This is a genomic window from Phyllobacterium sp. 01N428, assembly GCF_056399405.1.
This window is the reverse complement of record NZ_JBFTRH010000006.1, coordinates 1-16,047: the sequence shown is the minus strand read 5'-3', so window position 1 is coordinate 16,047 and position 16,047 is coordinate 1. Positions and strand designations below refer to the sequence as shown.

11 protein-coding genes are annotated in these 16,047 nt (G+C 57.6%); 4 read left to right on the top strand and 7 right to left on the bottom strand.

The window, feature by feature from the left end; all coding sequences use genetic code 11:
• Positions 1–184 precede the first annotated feature (184 nt).
• From aspT (AC1DNI_RS15220) to aspT (AC1DNI_RS15210), 3 genes are all read left to right on the top strand, one after another.
• Positions 185–1,876, top strand: coding sequence for an aspartate-alanine antiporter (gene aspT, locus AC1DNI_RS15220; RefSeq protein WP_477692456.1), 1,692 nt, complete (start codon positions 185–187; stop codon positions 1,874–1,876).
• 114 nt (positions 1,877–1,990) lie between these two features.
• Positions 1,991–4,702 carry a decarboxylase gene (locus AC1DNI_RS15215; protein WP_477692455.1) on the top strand — a complete coding sequence of 904 codons (2,712 nt, stop codon included), beginning with the start codon at positions 1,991–1,993 and terminating at the stop codon, positions 4,700–4,702.
• Between the two features lie 50 nt (positions 4,703–4,752).
• Entirely contained in the window at positions 4,753–6,441 is a 1,689-nt protein-coding gene (gene aspT, locus AC1DNI_RS15210; protein WP_091920066.1) for an aspartate-alanine antiporter, read from the top strand.
• Between the two features lie 18 nt (positions 6,442–6,459).
• Here aspT (AC1DNI_RS15210) and AC1DNI_RS15205 read toward each other — a convergent pair whose 3' ends face one another.
• From AC1DNI_RS15205 to AC1DNI_RS15190, 4 genes are all read right to left on the bottom strand, one after another.
• The gene (locus tag AC1DNI_RS15205; RefSeq protein WP_477692454.1) at positions 6,460–7,140 is read right to left on the bottom strand and encodes a MarC family protein; all 681 of its coding nucleotides are present in this window, start codon (positions 7,138–7,140) and stop codon (positions 6,460–6,462) included.
• Positions 7,141–7,513: 373 nt separating this feature from the next.
• The gene (locus AC1DNI_RS15200; RefSeq protein WP_477692453.1) at positions 7,514–8,746 is read right to left on the bottom strand and encodes an HlyD family secretion protein; all 1,233 of its coding nucleotides are present in this window, start codon (positions 8,744–8,746) and stop codon (positions 7,514–7,516) included.
• Between the two features lie 3 nt (positions 8,747–8,749).
• Positions 8,750–9,172 (bottom strand): hypothetical protein, encoded by a 423-nt coding sequence (locus tag AC1DNI_RS15195; RefSeq protein WP_091920080.1) that lies wholly within the window; start codon positions 9,170–9,172, stop codon positions 8,750–8,752.
• A 99-nt stretch (positions 9,173–9,271) separates the two neighbouring features.
• The gene (locus tag AC1DNI_RS15190; RefSeq protein WP_477692452.1) at positions 9,272–10,366 is read right to left on the bottom strand and encodes a porin; all 1,095 of its coding nucleotides are present in this window, start codon (positions 10,364–10,366) and stop codon (positions 9,272–9,274) included.
• A 381-nt stretch (positions 10,367–10,747) separates the two neighbouring features.
• Between AC1DNI_RS15190 and AC1DNI_RS15185 the strand changes: the two genes are divergently transcribed.
• Complete coding sequence (locus tag AC1DNI_RS15185) at positions 10,748–11,203, top strand: hypothetical protein (RefSeq protein ID WP_477692451.1); 456 nt, start codon at positions 10,748–10,750, stop codon at positions 11,201–11,203.
• Here the strand turns inward: AC1DNI_RS15185 and AC1DNI_RS15180 are convergent.
• From AC1DNI_RS15180 to AC1DNI_RS15170, 3 genes are all read right to left on the bottom strand, one after another.
• Positions 11,166–12,836, bottom strand: coding sequence for a SulP family inorganic anion transporter (locus tag AC1DNI_RS15180; protein WP_477692450.1), 1,671 nt, complete (start codon positions 12,834–12,836; stop codon positions 11,166–11,168). The genes AC1DNI_RS15185 and AC1DNI_RS15180 overlap by 38 nt on opposite strands.
• Before the next feature lie 963 nt (positions 12,837–13,799).
• Positions 13,800–14,324 (bottom strand): hypothetical protein, encoded by a 525-nt coding sequence (locus AC1DNI_RS15175; RefSeq protein ID WP_477692449.1) that lies wholly within the window; start codon positions 14,322–14,324, stop codon positions 13,800–13,802.
• 970 nt (positions 14,325–15,294) lie between these two features.
• On the bottom strand, positions 15,295–16,047 hold a 753-nt coding region (locus tag AC1DNI_RS15170; RefSeq protein ID WP_477692448.1), incomplete at its 5' end, for a transposase.

The window sequence follows — 16,047 nt, the reverse complement described above, 5'->3', positions numbered from 1 at the left end:
AGTCCCTCGACTTCGACATAAGGCGTCTTACATGAGGCATTGACGCTATACTTATAATATTTTACTGATAGCTGCACTTGGATTCATGCGCTCGCATTAAAAAACTCTTCAATAGTTACCTAGGGCAAACAACGTCCGCTAGTCGCAGAGCATTAGCGGGGCGTTCTGACATGGGAACAGCAGCATGTTCGACTGGTTCGCAAACACGCTCCGCAGCTATCCAGAAATCGCTATCTTTCTTTCTCTGGCGTTTGGCTATTACTTCGGTTCATTCACCTATAAGGGCCTCGGCCTCGGTGCGGTGACGGCAACGCTGATTGCCGCTGTCATCATCGGCCAGCTGGGTATTACCATATCGCCGCCATTGAAGGCGACGGTCTTCCTGATGTTCCTCTTTGCCGTCGGCTATGGCGTCGGTCCGCAATTCGTTCGCGGCATAGCAAAGGACGGCCTGCCGCAAGCGCTGTTTGCCGCCGTTGTTTGCGTGTTCTGCCTTGGCGCCCCGCTCCTCGCCGCAAAGATAGCCGGCTACGATGTCGGATCGGCGGCAGGACTTTACGCCGGATCGCAGACCATTTCAGCTTCGATGGGTCTGGCGACAGACGCAATCAATCGCCTTGGCCTGGCGCCGGAAGAAGCCAAGCGCCTGCTCGATGCAATGCCGGTTGCCTATGCCGTCACCTATATTTTCGGCACCGTGGGCTCAGCCATCGTTTTAGCGCTGCTGGGCCCGGCGCTTCTGGGTATCGACCTCGAAGCCGAGTGCAAGCGTTACGAGGAAGAGTATGGGGGCAAGAAGGATGTCGGCGGGGCGGGATCGGCCTGGCACAATTATGAGCTGAGGGCATATCGCGTCAAAGAGGGCGGACGGGTTGTCGGTCTCACCGCTCACGAGGCCGAGCGGCAGATTCCGGAGGAGCGGGTCTTTGTCGAGCGGATAAAACGGGGCGGCAAAATTCTGGATGCCACGGCCGAGACCGTCATACAGGCAGGCGATATCGTTGCTGTCGCCGGACGCCGCGAGGTGCTGGTAAGTCTGATTGGCACTGCTGCAGAAGAAGTTGACGACCGCGATTTGCTGGCGGTGCCAGTTGAAGGCGTTGATGTCCTCGTTACCAGCAAGCAAGCCGATGGCAAAACCCTGGCTGAACTCGCGCAGCTGCCCTCAGCTCGGGGTGTATTTCTGCGCAAGATCGTCCGCGGCGCAACGTCCACCGAAATTCCTATCCTCCCCAACACAACCATCCATCGCGGTGACATATTGACCCTGGTCGGCCGCACGCAGGACACCACGGCCGCTGCCAAGGCACTCGGCGTCGCCGACCGTCCAAGCGACGTCGCCGACGTGGCCTTTATTGGCGCTGCAATTGCAATCGGTGCGCTCGTCGGTGCATTTGTTTATAAAGTCGGCGATATACCTTTGACACTGTCGACCTCGGGCGGCGCGCTGATATCGGGATTGGTCTTCGGCTGGTTGCGATCCGTCCATCCGACTTTCGGGCGCATTCCGTCGTCAACCGTATGGTTCATGAACTCGGTTGGCTTGAATATTTTCATCGCAGTTGTTGGCATTTCGTCGGGTCCGGGTTTTGTGGCCGGATTGCAGCAATTGGGCTTCAGCCTGTTTCTCTGGGGCATCTTCGCAACGACCGCGCCTCTGGTATTGGCCATGTACGTTGGGAAATACGTCTTCCGCTTTCACCCCGCCATCCTCTTGGGCTGCTGTTCCGGTGCACGCACGACCACCGCCTCGCTGGGCATGATCAACGACCGTGCAAAGAGCCAGATTCCCGGTCTCGGCTACACCGTGACTTATGCGGTGGGAAACACCCTGCTGACCGTCTGGGGCATGGTCCTCGTTATGCTGATGACTTGACGGCTGGCCGGATCACGCGGGCAGCAGACCATTGTCCGCTCGGTATCGCAAGCGTCCAACTTCGCGAATGTATCGGACGGTTACTCATAACCATAGAAACAAGGGAGAGGTGCGATGTCACGCGAGCCCAAACGCCTAGATCAGTTCCTGCTCATTCATTCCACGCGGGCCGACCACTGGCGCGAGATCACGACCCTGGCCGACGCCTGGGCTACAAAGCGCGGTGAAAGAGGCGCTCTGGAAGAGGCTGTCGCCGGCATACTGCCGACGGAAGAATACCATGCATATCCCGGCGCGCGTTTGTTGGGCGCCCTGAACGAGCGCATTGCCACCAACGACGCGGCAGGTGCGGCTAAACTCGCGCGGCGTATTTCCAATGGCCTGCTGACCCGTGTTTATCGAGGACGTCCGGCCGAATGGGACATTCACGATGAAGTGTCGCCGAGCGAGGTGGCTGATTTGATGCCAGCATCGTCGGGCGAGCCAGGCGTGCGTCGCCCCTATTTCGAAGCCTTGTTCCTGACCAGCCAACCAGCCGCGAGGTGGCCGGCGCTGGCTGGGGAACTACGGCGGCTCCGCCGCCCAGAGGACGCATTCATATATGAACCCGTCCTTGTCGGCTCCTTCGAGGACGCTCTGTGCGCCGCGATTGTCAACCCGGACATTGCCGCTGTCGTACTCGCTGAAGGTTTCCCCTATCGCTCGCGCCACGATATGCCAGTGCTACGATCGGTGCTTGATCCTTTCGGCGAAACCGAGACAGCCGACAAGTCGGCGTTGCGGCTGGCACGATCGCTAAAGCGCATCCGCCCTGAGCTTGACCTGTACCTGCTCTCCGACCGTGAAGTCGAAAAACTTGCCGGTGATCCCGCAGCTGACGCGGTGCGGCGCATCTTCTATGCGGTCGAGGAGCCGCTTGAAACGCATTTGGCCATCCTTGAAGGTGTACAGGCGCGCTACGACACCCCGTTCTTCGACAATCTGAAGAATTATGCGCGTCGACCAATCGGTACTTTCCATGCTCTGCCGATTGCACGAGGCAAGTCCGTGTTTCAATCCGACTGGATTCGCGACATGGGCGAGTTCTATGGCATCAACCTTTTCCTTGCGGAGAGCAGCGCAACGACGGGCGGCCTCGACAGTCTTCTGGAGCCGACCGGCAATATCAAGCGCTCCCAGGAAATGGCAGCTCGGGCGTTTGGCGCCGACCATGTGTTCTTCGTCACTAACGGCACCTCCACGTCGAATAAAATGGCAGTGCAAGCATTGCTTGCTCCCGGTGACATCGCGCTAGTCGATCGCAATTGCCACAAATCGCACCATTACGGCATGGTGCTCACCGGGGCCCAACCATACTATGTCGAAGCGTTTCCGATGACGGAATATTCGATGTATGGAGCGGTACCGCTCGATACCATCAAACGCGCCCTGCTTGCGCTAAGGGCCGAGGGGCGGCTGGAGCGTGTGAAACTCCTCGACCTGACCAACTGCACGTTTGACGGTCACATGTACAACGTCCGGCGCGTCATGGAAGAATGCCTCGCGATCAAACCGGACCTTATTTTCCTTTGGGACGAGGCCTGGTCGGGTTTTGCCAGATTTTCGCCGTTCCTGCGCCCCCGCACCGCGATGGGCGCGGCCGCCGACATCGAGGATTGGCTGCGTGATCCGGCATCCGTAGCGGCCTATGAGAAGCAAAAGGAGGAACTGGGCGCCGATCCCTCGGACGAGGCGCTGCTTGCAGCGAGGCTCCTGCCGGATCCGCGCGAGGTGCGTCTGCGAGTCTACCAGACCAACTCCACCCATAAATCAATGTCGGCGATCCGCCAGGGATCGATGCTCCTGGTCAAGGACGTCGATTTTCACACGGTAGAGGCGCAGTTCCACGAGGCAGTGTTCACGCATGCCTCGACGAGCCCGAACCAGCAGCTGATTGCCAGCCTCGACATTGCCCGCCGGCAGATGGAGCTTGAGGGGTACGGTCTCGTCATGAATGCGATCGAGATCGCGCTCACGATCAGGCGGGCGATAGCCGAGCATCCATTGATCTCGAAATATTTCCGCGTCCTTGGAGCGAACGATATGATGCCTGCATCCTATCGCTCGTCAGGATTTACGGACTACCTGTCGCCCGGTTCCACCTGGGCTAACGTCGTCAAGGCAATGCGCGAGGATGAATTCTATCTTGATCCAACGCGCATGACCCTTGTGTGCGGAACGGCCGGCTTTGACGGCACCCAGTTCAAAGGCCTTCTCGCCAGCACCTATAATATCCAGCTCAACAAGACGTCGCGCAACAGCGTGCTGTTGCAGTCCAATATAAACAACACGCGCAGCGATGTGGCGCAGCTTGTCCGCGTCCTGGTGGAAATCTGCCACGCCATCGACAAGCGCCTCGCGGATGGCGGGGAGCCTGAGCGCACGGCCTTTAAAGCCCGGGTCAAATCCTTGATGACCGACGTGCCGGATCTGCCGAATTTCAGTAACTTCCATGAGGTGTTCCGTGGCGACGCGGGCCGGACAACGCCCGAGGGCGACATACGCACGGCGTTTTTCAGCGCCTACGATCCGACGATATGCGAATACGTTCCGCTATTTGGCTCGGAGTGCGACCGCCGGCTGCGTGATGGCCCGGAGATGGTTTCGGCCAACTTCGTTATACCCTATCCGCCAGGGTTCCCGATTATGGTGCCGGGCCAGGTCCTCACCCAGGAAACAATAGACTTCATGCGCAAGCTCGATGTGAAGGAAATTCACGGATACGAAAAGGCCAGAGGCCTCAAGCTGTTGCTACCTGATGCAGTAGCGAAAAAGGCCAAGCGCTAGCAAGAGCAGAGCAGCGAGCACGTTAAGGTCCTCGGGGGGAGGGTTTTGTTATGGTCTGGTTCGAGCACTTCCTGGTAAAATATCCGGAGCTTGCCGTGTTTCTTGCAATCAGCATCGGCTATCTGATCGGAGGCGTGAAGATCAGGGGCTTCGGCCTCGGCCCTGTCACCGGCTCCCTCTTTGCCGGGATTCTGATCGGCCAGTTCGCCGAGGTGCCGACCGCCAGCATGGCCAAATCCTTTCTGTTTCTTCTCTTCCTCTTCGGCATCGGCTATTCCGTCGGTCCACAATTCCTCCAGGCGCTTAAAAGGGACGGCTTGAAGCCCGTTATACTCGCTGTGGTCGTCTGCGTGACGGGCTTGCTTACTGCGATCGTGATCGCCAAGGCGCTGAAACTTGATGCAGGTTTCGCCGCGGGCCTTGTTTCAGGTTCGCTCACCGAGAGCCCAGCCATGGGAACGGCGACAGAGGCGATCAACGCACTCCCGCTTTTGGAGGCCGAGCGGGCGCGACTGGTGGCGCACGTCGCCGTTGCCGATGCGGTGTGCTACATCTTCGGCGCTGTCGGCGTCATTTTGTTCTGCAGTGTCGCTGGACCGAAATTGCTCGGCATCGACCTCCCGACCGAGGCGCTGAAGCTGGAAAAGGAACTTGGCATCAAACGGACGGCGGCGGGCGTATCTTCGGCTTGGCACAGGTTCGAACTCCGCTCCTACCTGATTGCGAAAGGCGCGCCCGTTGATGGCCTTTCCATAGCGGCGGCCGAAGTCAAATTTCCCGAGCACCGATTGTTTATCCAGCGCGTGCGCCGAGGTGAAAAGATTTTCGAGGCGACACCGGAGTTTAAGATGTGCGCCGGTGATATTGTTGCAGTGTCTGGCCGACGAGAGAGTCTGGTGGAAGTACTCGGTCCCCGTGCCGAGGAAGTCGAGGATCGCGAACTCCTCGATATCCCGGTTTCAGTCGCGGACGTGCTTGTGACGAACCGGGAAGTCGACGGGCGGAGCATTGCCGACACCGCAAAACAGGATTGGGCGCGCAGCCTCTACCTGCGAGCAATCACGCGCGGCACCGAGGAGCTTCCGCTTGCACCCGGGATCGCGGTACAGCGGGGCGACATCCTCCGGCTCGTGGGGCCCGAGGCCGTCGTCGCACGGGCCGCCAAGCGGGTGGGCGTCATCATTGCGCCGACAACGGCAACCGACTTCTTTGTACTTGGCCTTGCCATCTTCCTTGGGGGGCTGGTCGGCGTGCTCGTCACTATTCCAATCGGGGATATGCGAATATCCTTGAGCACAAGCGTCGGAACCTTGCTGGCGGGACTGATCGTCGGCCATTTGCGCACGCAGTTTCCACTATTCGGCCGCATACCGGACGGTGCCGTCTCGCTTATGACTGCACTTGGCCTGGCCGCCTTCGTCGCAATGACCGGCCTTCACGCCGGGCCTGTCTTTGTCTCCGCCATAGCTGAGGCGGGCGTCGGACTTCTATTTGGCGGGATGGTCGTCACGCTTGCGCCGATGATCATTGGACTCTATGTCGGACGTTACCTGCTCCGCATGAATCCGATACTGCTCCTCGGCGGGCTCGCCGGCGCCCAGACAATGACGGCCGGCATGGCAGCTGTGCAGGACCGCTCGGGGAGTCCGGTTGCCGTCCTCGGCTATACGCCCGCAGTCCCCATCGGCCACATTCTCCTCACCACCTGGGGGACCGTCATCGTCGGCGTCATTGCCTGATAGGCAGATGAAGCCGGTTCATAGCAGTGGGGCGGGACTTGCGATGAGTACGGATCTCAACAATTCATTTCCTCCCGACCAGAGTATCTGCAGGCCAAGGCAAAACAGAATGAACGCGGAAAGGCGAACGGCGATATCGGTACCTCCAGGCCCGAGAAATCGCTGAATTCGATCCGCATAGGTGAAACAAAGCATGATCGTCAGCGCCAGAACGGCGATGGCGGCGACGCTCGCCACCACGAATATTATCCGGTCCGCGGGCCTCGCAATCGTTGCCTCCGAAAGTCCGATGCTGATCACGACAGCCATCGACCCCGGCCCTGTCGTCAGCGGCAGAGTTAGGGGATAGAAGGCCTGTTCGAGCAGTTTCTTGTTCGAGACGCCCCCTGTCGGGGTTTCGAGTTCCTTTCTGCTTCCTTCATTGAGAAGTTTCCAGCCGGCCACCGCGACGATGAATCCACCGGCGATGCGAAGGATGGGGATTGAAATGCCATAAAACTGCAGGATCAGCGCGCCCAGCAAGAATGAGCACACGAGTAGGACGAAGGAATTCAGCGCAATGCGTCTTGCAAGGATGGCGCGAAGCTCGGGCGTCGCGCCGGTCGTCAGACCGAGAAACACGAGCGCCGAACCGGGCGGGTTGACCACGGGAAAAATCGAGGCCAGCACCAGCGCAAACGTACTGAAGGCGGCGCTCATTGACGCGCGAGCCTATAAACCAGACTCGCAACGCTGAGCCCCAGGAAGGTCTCCGAGGCGAACAACCAGCCGGCGGCTTGCGTCATCTCTTGCCTTTCAAACCATGCGCAGTTGAACGAGCGGGCCCTTCTCGTCGAGGATAGACCATACATCTATCCCGGAGAGGTTGCTACGCTATCATTGTGAAGGGCCCCTGGATCAATTAAACGAACGCCAGTTGAACGATATCTCACCTTGTTTCAAGTTTTGACGAACACGCTTATGCCTACAAGGCTCTGATTCTTGAGCCTACGCCGTGGCCAAAGTCGAAGACCCCAATAATTGATCCGAGTAATTGAGGACCAGCAAGACGCCCTTAAATAAGGCGGAAACATCAATGGCCGCTAAACACCAGGACTTGAACCGGCAGCACCAAGGCCTGCATGCGCAGAATACCCGCATGGACGAGACCGACGGCATCCACACCATGGAGGAAGATCCGCTGCAGCGTGCCGAGATCCTGGGATTCGAGCGCTGCGTGATTGCTGGTATAGGCATTAGCAATACAGCTGCTGCCCGGCGGAACCCCGTCGAGGCCTCCGGAAAATATCGGTTCCAGATAGACGGTCAAAGTTCCGGGCCTGCTGATTTGCTGCACGTCGATAAGCTGATCCGTCGGTCGTAGCTGACCGGCGGCAATAACGTCCTGCACCTGCGTGACAACCATTGGTATGATGATGAATGGTTTGCCGATGCAGGTTGCTTCGGCGATCATGCCTGGCTTCATCACCTGCGCTTCGATCTGGTTGAAGCCGGCGACGAGAGATACGCGGCCCGCTTCACTCGGAACGAGGATCCCGGCAGGGCGTATCAGCGAGTTGATGAAATCGCCCTTGCGCAGCCCGAATTGCTGAATGGTCCCCGAAACGCCGGCGTGAACGACCATCTTGTCAAGTTCGACCTGCGCTTGAGCCAGCGCGGCTTCGGCGCTCGCCCGTTGCGCGGGCAACAGCGCCGAGATTTGCGTCTGCAGCGTTTGTTTATTGGCAATGGCGGCGTCAACCGCGCCCTTCCGCCCTGTGGCGGCGACCTGCAGCCGCTCGATCTCGCGCGGTGCAACGACGTTCTGGTTGCGACGCATGATTTCCTGTTTTGTCGATAGTTCGTCGAGCGCCTGCTGATAGGCGCCCTGCGCCTGCTGGATCAAACCATCGGAAGCAACAAGTTCGGTCTCTGCCACGCTAATCGCCGCGTCCACCTCGGCGATGCGGCGCTGTGCCGTCTGCTTTGCGGCCTCCTGTTCGGAGCTGTCGAGGCGGAACAGCGGTGCGCCGGCTTCCACTTTCTGGTTGTTGACGACATAGATTTCGGCGACGCGCCCATTGGTCTCAGGCAGGATCGTGATTGTGCGGAAGATGGCGGTGACGTTTTGCGTCGTCGGATGAAAGTAGAAAATCATGGTTATGAGCGTGACGGTCAAGAGCAGGCACGTGGTGATGCCCCAGCGCAACTCGTACCACACCGTATAGAGCGTGATTTCCCGGCCGAGACGTTTGCCCTGGACATAGCGACGGAAGAGATAATCGGGGAAGATGGTGAGCATGGAGCAAAGCATCAACTCGAACATGGCTCAGATTCCTTCACTGGAGCCGGGCGTTCTCTCACCCACCCCTGTCGCTGCCACGTCTCCGCCAGTCGCCTCTGGCTCCTTTCCGGCGATCCGCTCGAGCGACTGGGCAATTGATCCCATCGGGGTCGAGAAATCGGGAAACTCGATCATTGCGAGCAGCAGCCCAAGAATCCAGTAGATGTGATTATGGGTAAACAGCGAGATCAGCGCCAATACGGCAACGATTTCAATCTGCACCTTGTTGGTGCGGTGCGCCATGCGCTCCGGCACGGCGTGCAACTGGAAATAGAGATTGCCTACGGCAAGAACCACGATGAGAAGGAAGACCACGACGGCGTTAAAAAGCCAGTCGCTCTGTCCCGGCAGTGTAATAAATGCCGGCAGGTGATCCACCACCGCCGGATTCATCTTCGGCTCCCCCATTCAGCCTTCTCCTCAAAACAAACATTCTTGCCCAACCCACAACTCTAAACCTAGGCCTTGGCTCCAGCAAAAAAAATTACGGTAACAGTCTTGAAGGATCTAGAAGTTGCGCTGGAAGCGAATGATGCCGCCAAGTGCGTCATCCTCGCCAAAGTCGCTCTCTGCCACTTCCTTTCGGTCGCCGCCGAACTTGGTGTAGTCGATTTCCGGTCTGATGAAGAAGCCCGGCACAAGCTCGTAGTTGACGTTGAGGGCGAGAGCCCACGTGCCCTGCTCCTCATAGGCCGCCTGGCCGTTGATCGTCGCTTTGTCGGTAACCTTGATGGCAAAGCCACCCCAGCCGGCCCAGTCGCCTTCCCACAAGCCGTACCAATTTTTGTTCTGATTGGTGATGAACGAATCAGAATCATAGTTGGATTGATAGCCCGCCATGATCCAGGCCGATATTGCATCCGTCAGGCTCACGTCGAGCCGCGCCTTGACGCCGACGGCATCCTGCACGGAATCATAACCGACGACAGCACCAATCTGGCCCCAACCCTGTTGATATTTCACGCCGGCAAGGACATGCGGCATGTAATCATCGATGACGTAGTCATAGCCGTTGAATACCATGCCCTGTTCCGCGGCGACAACTGCGGAAAATCCATTGCCACCCTTGAAGGTGTAGCTGATCTGATTGCTGGAAATGCTGTCGGATCCATACTGGATCACGTCGTCCTGAATAATCGTTCCAGCATAGCCGAGCCAGGAGCCGAAGAGGACATCGTTGACGCCCATCTGGAACCCGCCCAGCTCGATAAACCCCTGATGCAGCGTGCCTCCGGCGTCGTCGCTGTTTGTATTCTGGAAACGGGTGTCAATAAACGACCGCAGCGTGCCAAGTTCTGTTTCGGAACGCGCGTCAAAACGAATTTCGGCGCGGGTGCGGACACGCCAGGTATCATTTCCGCCTGCACCAACGGGGCCACCGGTAAACACGTTGTCCCCGCCGGAAAACTCGAAGCGCAGGTAACCGTTGACCTTTAGGCATGTTTCGGTTCCCGGGATATAAAAGAAGCCCGCCCCATAGGCATCGCATACCCGGACATATTCAACAGGCTCGGGCTCCGCAACGACGACTGCATCCGCCGCATAGGCCGACGTGGTCATGAGGACTGCACCCGACATCAGAAAAAGCGTTCGAATAGCCATCCAATCCCCTCCAGATTGCCCGGCCGAGCATTTCTGCTTCAGCAATCGCTGCAGTTTATCCCTTTCAGGTATCGAGGATCATAACGTTGATCAAAAAATGCAAAGTGTTGCCAAATCACCACACCCATGCCACTTCTGAGCCAGGAGACGAGGGACGGCGGTAACTGACCGATTGGACTTAGGACGAGCGCTGGCGTTGTTGATATGTAATTCTTGACAGAAGCCGGGCCGGGGAAGAACTTGATTCAAGTGGCCTGCGGAGCCTACAAAATTGTTTGGTGTTGCGTGAAACAATCGAGATAACCCTCTTCGCCCGGGTTGTCTACGTTGTGACGTTCCCATCCAAGTCCAGCGGCAAAAAGTGGTGGAGGAGAGATCGTAATGCACATGCGCCAGTTGAAGAAGCTGCGGTACGACGACGACACCTGCACGTTGAAGATCGACGGTGAGAATGGCTTTGAGAAATCCAAGACGATCTATCTAGATATCAAGAACACGGAAATTTTCCTCAACACGATCAAATCCGCATTTCATTTTGACGACGTTGCGATTGCAGCGACAGTCGTCAAAAGAAAATCTCGAACGATCTCTACTGCTTTGCAAGCTGTTGAACAGCTCTGCAATCATTGGCCCGCGCAAGATAGACTATTCCTGTCGGCTGCGTCTTACCGCTTCGAGTCAGAGAATACGGAGTGGGTCGCCCCGCTGGCCCATTGCATCACTGCGCAGGCGGCGCAGGGAACACACCTTTCATCGGACCCTGGAGCAAGGCGCCCAGACGTTGAAACGCATGGTGGCTCTACCCAACGGTCGGCGGTCTGGGGGCGGACTCGTTGAGATATCGCCGGAGGCCTGCTTCGGCATTGGAAAACATACGATCCTCGCCGACGTGGTCGGCAAAGCCCGACCTCCGCACATAATCGAGGACGTCCGGGCTAAGCTCCGCGAGCCACGTCGCTGTTCCCTCCTTTGCGAAACGGCGTGCGCCGTCGATCATCATTTGAAGTGCGGAATATTCAATATCGAAGACCCGGCTGAGGTCAAGCATGAGTACGCTGGGCTTGTTCTGAGTAACGAGTTCCCGGACGCGATCGCCGACATGCTGGGCATTAGCAAAGAATAACCTTCCTTCCGGACGCACGATCAGGAGTCCATCAAAGGTTTCGTCGTCCGGATGCTCCGGCGATATTGGGCGTAGCAGATCAGACCCTCGTTTGCGACCGATCACATGGACACGTGGACGCGTCGACTGACTTGACAGTCCGAGCAGCGACAGCACGATCGCAACTATTATCCCCTGAAGGGTACCAAATGCGAGCACACCGAGGAAAGCCGCGACCGCCCATCGGAACTCCATCGTGCGGACCTTGCGGATCGATGCGAATTCGAGCGGCTGGATCAGACCGATTGAATAGACAATTACGATAGCCGCGAGCACGGCCTGTGGCAGAAGTCCCAACAACGGGGCCAGAGCCAGCATGGTTGCCGCCGAGACACCAGCCGTGACGAGCGATGCCTTCTGCGTCCGCCCCCCAACGGCGCGCACCACGGCCGTCTGCGATGTCCCGCCACCAGCAGGCATGGCACCAAAAAAGGCGCCAGACAAGTTCGCTGCGCCAATAGCGATAAGTTCCCGATTTGCCCTGATTGGCGGGTCGGACGGGACAGCAAAGGCGCGGCCGGCGGCAATCGTCTCGGTAAAACTCATAAGCGCTATGCCAATTGCCCCCGGGAGCAGCGTTATTGCGAGGCCGAGGGCTGGCAACGTTATCGAAGGCAACGATTGGGGGATGAGACCGACCGTTGCCACGCCAGCTCCACTCAAATCGCCTAACCAGGACGCGGCGATACCGGCGCCGACCACCGCCAGCGGTGCTGGAGAGTGCGGCCAGACGCGCTCCGTAACCAGGAGCAGGATCAAGGCGGCCACTCCCAGTGCCAGCGTGATGAGGGAGCTTTCGTGAAGATGCTGGACAAGGCTAAACGCGTCGCGAAAAAAGCCTTCTTTCAATATGTGAACGCCAAAAAGCTTCGGCACTTGATCGAGGACAATGACGAGCCCAATGCCCGCCTTGAACCCGGTCAGCACAGGCGCTGAAATCAGGGTTGCAACAAACCCAAGACGAAGGAAGGAAGCCAGAACCAGCAGGGCGCCGGTTAGGGCTGTGAGCGTCGCTGTCGCTATGATTAGCTTCCCGGGATCTCCGTCAGGCACGGCCATGCCCAGCTCAGTGGCGGTGAGTATTGCCAAGGTGGTCGTTGAGCTCGTGCTCAGAACCCGTGAGGTGCCCAGAAGTGCATAAACGATCATCGGGACAAAGGCCGTGTATAGCCCTACGCTGACTGGCAAGCCAGCGACGGTCGCATAGGCCATAGCTTTGGGCAGAACGACCGCCGCCACTGTGAGACCCGCAACCAAGTCGGGACGCAGTACCTGATCAGCCGGCTTCTCCGTTCGGTCGGATGTCATTACACAATACTCCTAATTGCCCGCAACACACGAGGTCCTTGCTTTGGTCATCAGATCTGTTAGCGATTTAGAATCTACTTTAGCAAACATGGAGTGGTAGAAGGCCACTTGAGTTTTCCGCCGGGAATTTAGCTAGTTGAAGGCGTGGCGCCGGACACGGGGTGTTGGCCTTGCCCTGAAAAGGTTAGGGTGCGTCCGGCGCTAGTTCAGCTTGATCTAAATCTTGCGCCATGCAAGCGGACTCTGTTGGCGAGGTTAACTTTATTGGGGATTTTGCTCGTACCCCAACGATGGGTGATATCGTTTGGATTTCAAGCAGCCAAAGCGTACTATGGTTGGTGGAAGGGCATTCCGCCTTTTCGGTGATTGCCCGAAAATAAGCCTGCTGTTTGCAGACCACGCGGCAGCGAGCCCTTTTCGGAAAACTAAACCCTTATCCGAGCGTATAACGTTGATCGCTGACGACTACCGGATATCCAGCTGCCTTTGGTCGGGCGACCCTTACGCGTTAGTATCGCTCTGACAACCCATTCGTGGGAGGATACTAAAATGTTTAAATTGCAGTCCCTATTCGCCGCTTCGATAGTATCGGTATCCCTCGTGGCATTACCGGGAATTTCGTGGGCGACCGACCAATCGCAACAACGCCAACAGGCACGCGACACCCGCCAGCAAGCGCGTCCTGATGCACGACAAGCGAAGCAGGATTGTCGCGCCGCTGATCAGAAAAGCAATGCGGCGTGCCGGCAGGATAAGCGATCGACAAAGCAGGACGCCCGTCAAACGGGTCGCGCCATCAAATACTGATAGGGGGCGCCTATCTCTTTACGACGAACGACAAGGTGGCCCGCCACCGGCGGGTCCCACTATTCTCGTATTGCAACTAACAATAACGTGGCGCTTGGGTGAAATAACGCCAATAAAGCCTAAGGGCTACAGTTGAGAGCAGCCAGAGGGGGCAAGTCAATGCTTGAGGCACTTGCGGGCTGCTGCCATTGCCTTGTAGGTCCCCTTCAGATCAACAACAAAGGCTCCCTTTGTTTCCGGAAATACAGTCATTTTATATCTCTTCGCGACGGCGCGCTTAAACTTCGGGTCATCAGTCAAGATATAGCCACCAGAATAGCCGTCCTTAAGGTCGCCGCTCGTGGTGGTGGCCACGCCTTTGTAAAGCTGACCGTCGATAGAAACGAAGATGTCCGACATATTGCCGTTCTTGAGACCGATATCGACCTTGGTGAATACACCGAGATACCCGACCTCTTGATTCGCCGTAACGCCCATTTGCACCGAACTTGGGCCATCCGAGCGCACGATCAAACAATCTCCGCGGGTTTGATTTGTGTAGACAGTCCAGCCCTCGATGTCGTCCCCGTATCGAACAAGCACGTCGCTGGCCTTGGGAAGCGGGTTCTGGTTTTGTGCGTAAGCCATCACAGACGAAAGTGTTATTGACGTGGCCGCTATCAGTGTCAGGAAGTTTCGCATGAATATTCCCCTTGTGCAGACTGGGCTCCAGTTGATTGTCGAGAATTGTAGGTAGTCACGGTGCAGTCTAGAAGCGAATTTTAGAGTTCGCGTTTCTTGTCATTCGGAGCACTCGCATTTCAATCGCTATTCGCGGAGCGTTAGGCCAGATGTCGGCCAGCCCTATGTTCGCAACTTTGTCCTATGCCACCTTTTATCAACCTTCTGGCCGACCAGTTCAATCACTTCCTCTTCAATTGCCCACTGACAAGCATCAAACGCTCGGCATGCTGTGCAGTTAGTTCAAAAGGAAGTGTAAATAACCCGTCGCTGTGTTCAAGCAACGACGGGTTTGGGGGTAGTCAATCGGACAGTTGATGGCACGATTCTACAATACAACATACTCCACTCCGAGGTTCGCGACAATGTAACGTGCGTCCCAAATGTATGCATAAAAGCCCAAGTGAAGCGGTGTGAATCCTAACTGAACTCGCAATCCTGCCTCGGGTTGAACTCAACGATCGACTTGTTAGCAGTCGCGGGAAGCGACGCGATCTGACGCAATAAGCGCCCTCAACCCAAGAACCACCCGCTTTCGTAAAGCAGCCCTAGCATCCCAACGACAAATATAATTCCAAATATGGCAGGCTTGATATCCCAATCCTCGTGCATATATTTTTCCCGCGGCGGCGAAGCCGAGGCGAGTGTGAGGCTGATTTGCCTTTTATTCATTGACCGCGTTTAAACAGTTTGGTGAAGGCGTATAACCTTTAGATGCCGAGCGACCTTCGGTGAGCCAGAACATCGAGGCCTCCGCCTATGGCGGGTAGTTTAATGCCGGCTCGTGCTTCATCGCGAGTCCCAGCGTAGCCGTCACCGCCACCGCATCGGAAGCCTTTGTGGCCCATAATAGCCAATACCGATTGTGACCGACGCATAGGGGCGCGGAGTCCTCTTTGGGCAATGGTCGTTGCCGCACGACCCATCGTCATCAACTCTGTTGAACGAGGTCGTCTCTCAGTCTCGCATTGAGCACGACAACGATCTTTCGCATGACGGCAGCGAGAGCGACGATCGGCTTTTTGCCACTGGCGACGAGACGTTTGTAGAAGGCGGCGAACTCGCCTTTGCCGCGTGCGGCCTGCATGGCGGGCATGAAGAGGATCGTTCGAACCTCGGGCCGCCCGCCGCGGTTCCTGCGATAGCCGATTGTCTTGCCGCTCTCGTTCGGATGAGGCGCGAGGCCGGCAAGCGAGGCGGCATGGCGCCGATCCATCCGGCCGAGCTCGGGCAAGGTGGCAATGAGGGCTGCGGCCGTCGTCTTGCCGATGCCGGTCATGGCGGTGGCGATCCCGGTGCGGCGTTTGAGAGGGCCGGTCCCGGTCAGAACCGCGATGTCACGGTCGATCTGGGCGATCTGCCTGTCGATGACGGCGAGTGTCGCCTTGAAGGTTGCAGCGAGCCGGCGGGCACCGGGTGCCTTCGACCGGTTGCGCTCGGCAACCCGCATCGCCATCAGATCGCTGCGCCTTCGCACGAGTGCCTTGAGGTGCACCTCCCTGCAATCGGGTGCACACCACAAGACCAGGCTCGCCCAGCGCTCCAGACCATAGGCCGACAGTTCACGCGCATCGATCGCATCGCTCTTGCCGATCCGTCCTTTCGAACGGATGAAGGCCTTGAGCTTGCGGGTGTCGCAGCGATGGACGGCCAGTCCGCATCGCTGGCATTCCTCGATGAGAAG

What these genes read in the sequence shown, in the direction of transcription:
- aspT (WP_477692456.1), top strand. Translation starts at nt 185, where the DNA reads ATGTTCGACTGGTTCGCAAACACGCTCCGCAGCTATCCAGAAATCGCT.
- AC1DNI_RS15215 (WP_477692455.1), top strand. Translation starts at nt 1,991, where the DNA reads ATGTCACGCGAGCCCAAACGCCTAGATCAGTTCCTGCTCATTCATTCC.
- aspT (WP_091920066.1), top strand. Translation starts at nt 4,753, where the DNA reads ATGGTCTGGTTCGAGCACTTCCTGGTAAAATATCCGGAGCTTGCCGTG.
- AC1DNI_RS15205 (WP_477692454.1), bottom strand. Translation starts at nt 7,140, where the DNA reads ATGAGCGCCGCCTTCAGTACGTTTGCGCTGGTGCTGGCCTCGATTTTT.
- AC1DNI_RS15200 (WP_477692453.1), bottom strand. Translation starts at nt 8,746, where the DNA reads ATGTTCGAGTTGATGCTTTGCTCCATGCTCACCATCTTCCCCGATTAT.
- AC1DNI_RS15195 (WP_091920080.1), bottom strand. Translation starts at nt 9,172, where the DNA reads ATGGGGGAGCCGAAGATGAATCCGGCGGTGGTGGATCACCTGCCGGCA.
- AC1DNI_RS15190 (WP_477692452.1), bottom strand. Translation starts at nt 10,366, where the DNA reads ATGGCTATTCGAACGCTTTTTCTGATGTCGGGTGCAGTCCTCATGACC.
- AC1DNI_RS15185 (WP_477692451.1), top strand. Translation starts at nt 10,748, where the DNA reads ATGCACATGCGCCAGTTGAAGAAGCTGCGGTACGACGACGACACCTGC.
- AC1DNI_RS15180 (WP_477692450.1), bottom strand. Translation starts at nt 12,836, where the DNA reads ATGACATCCGACCGAACGGAGAAGCCGGCTGATCAGGTACTGCGTCCC.
- AC1DNI_RS15175 (WP_477692449.1), bottom strand. Translation starts at nt 14,324, where the DNA reads ATGCGAAACTTCCTGACACTGATAGCGGCCACGTCAATAACACTTTCG.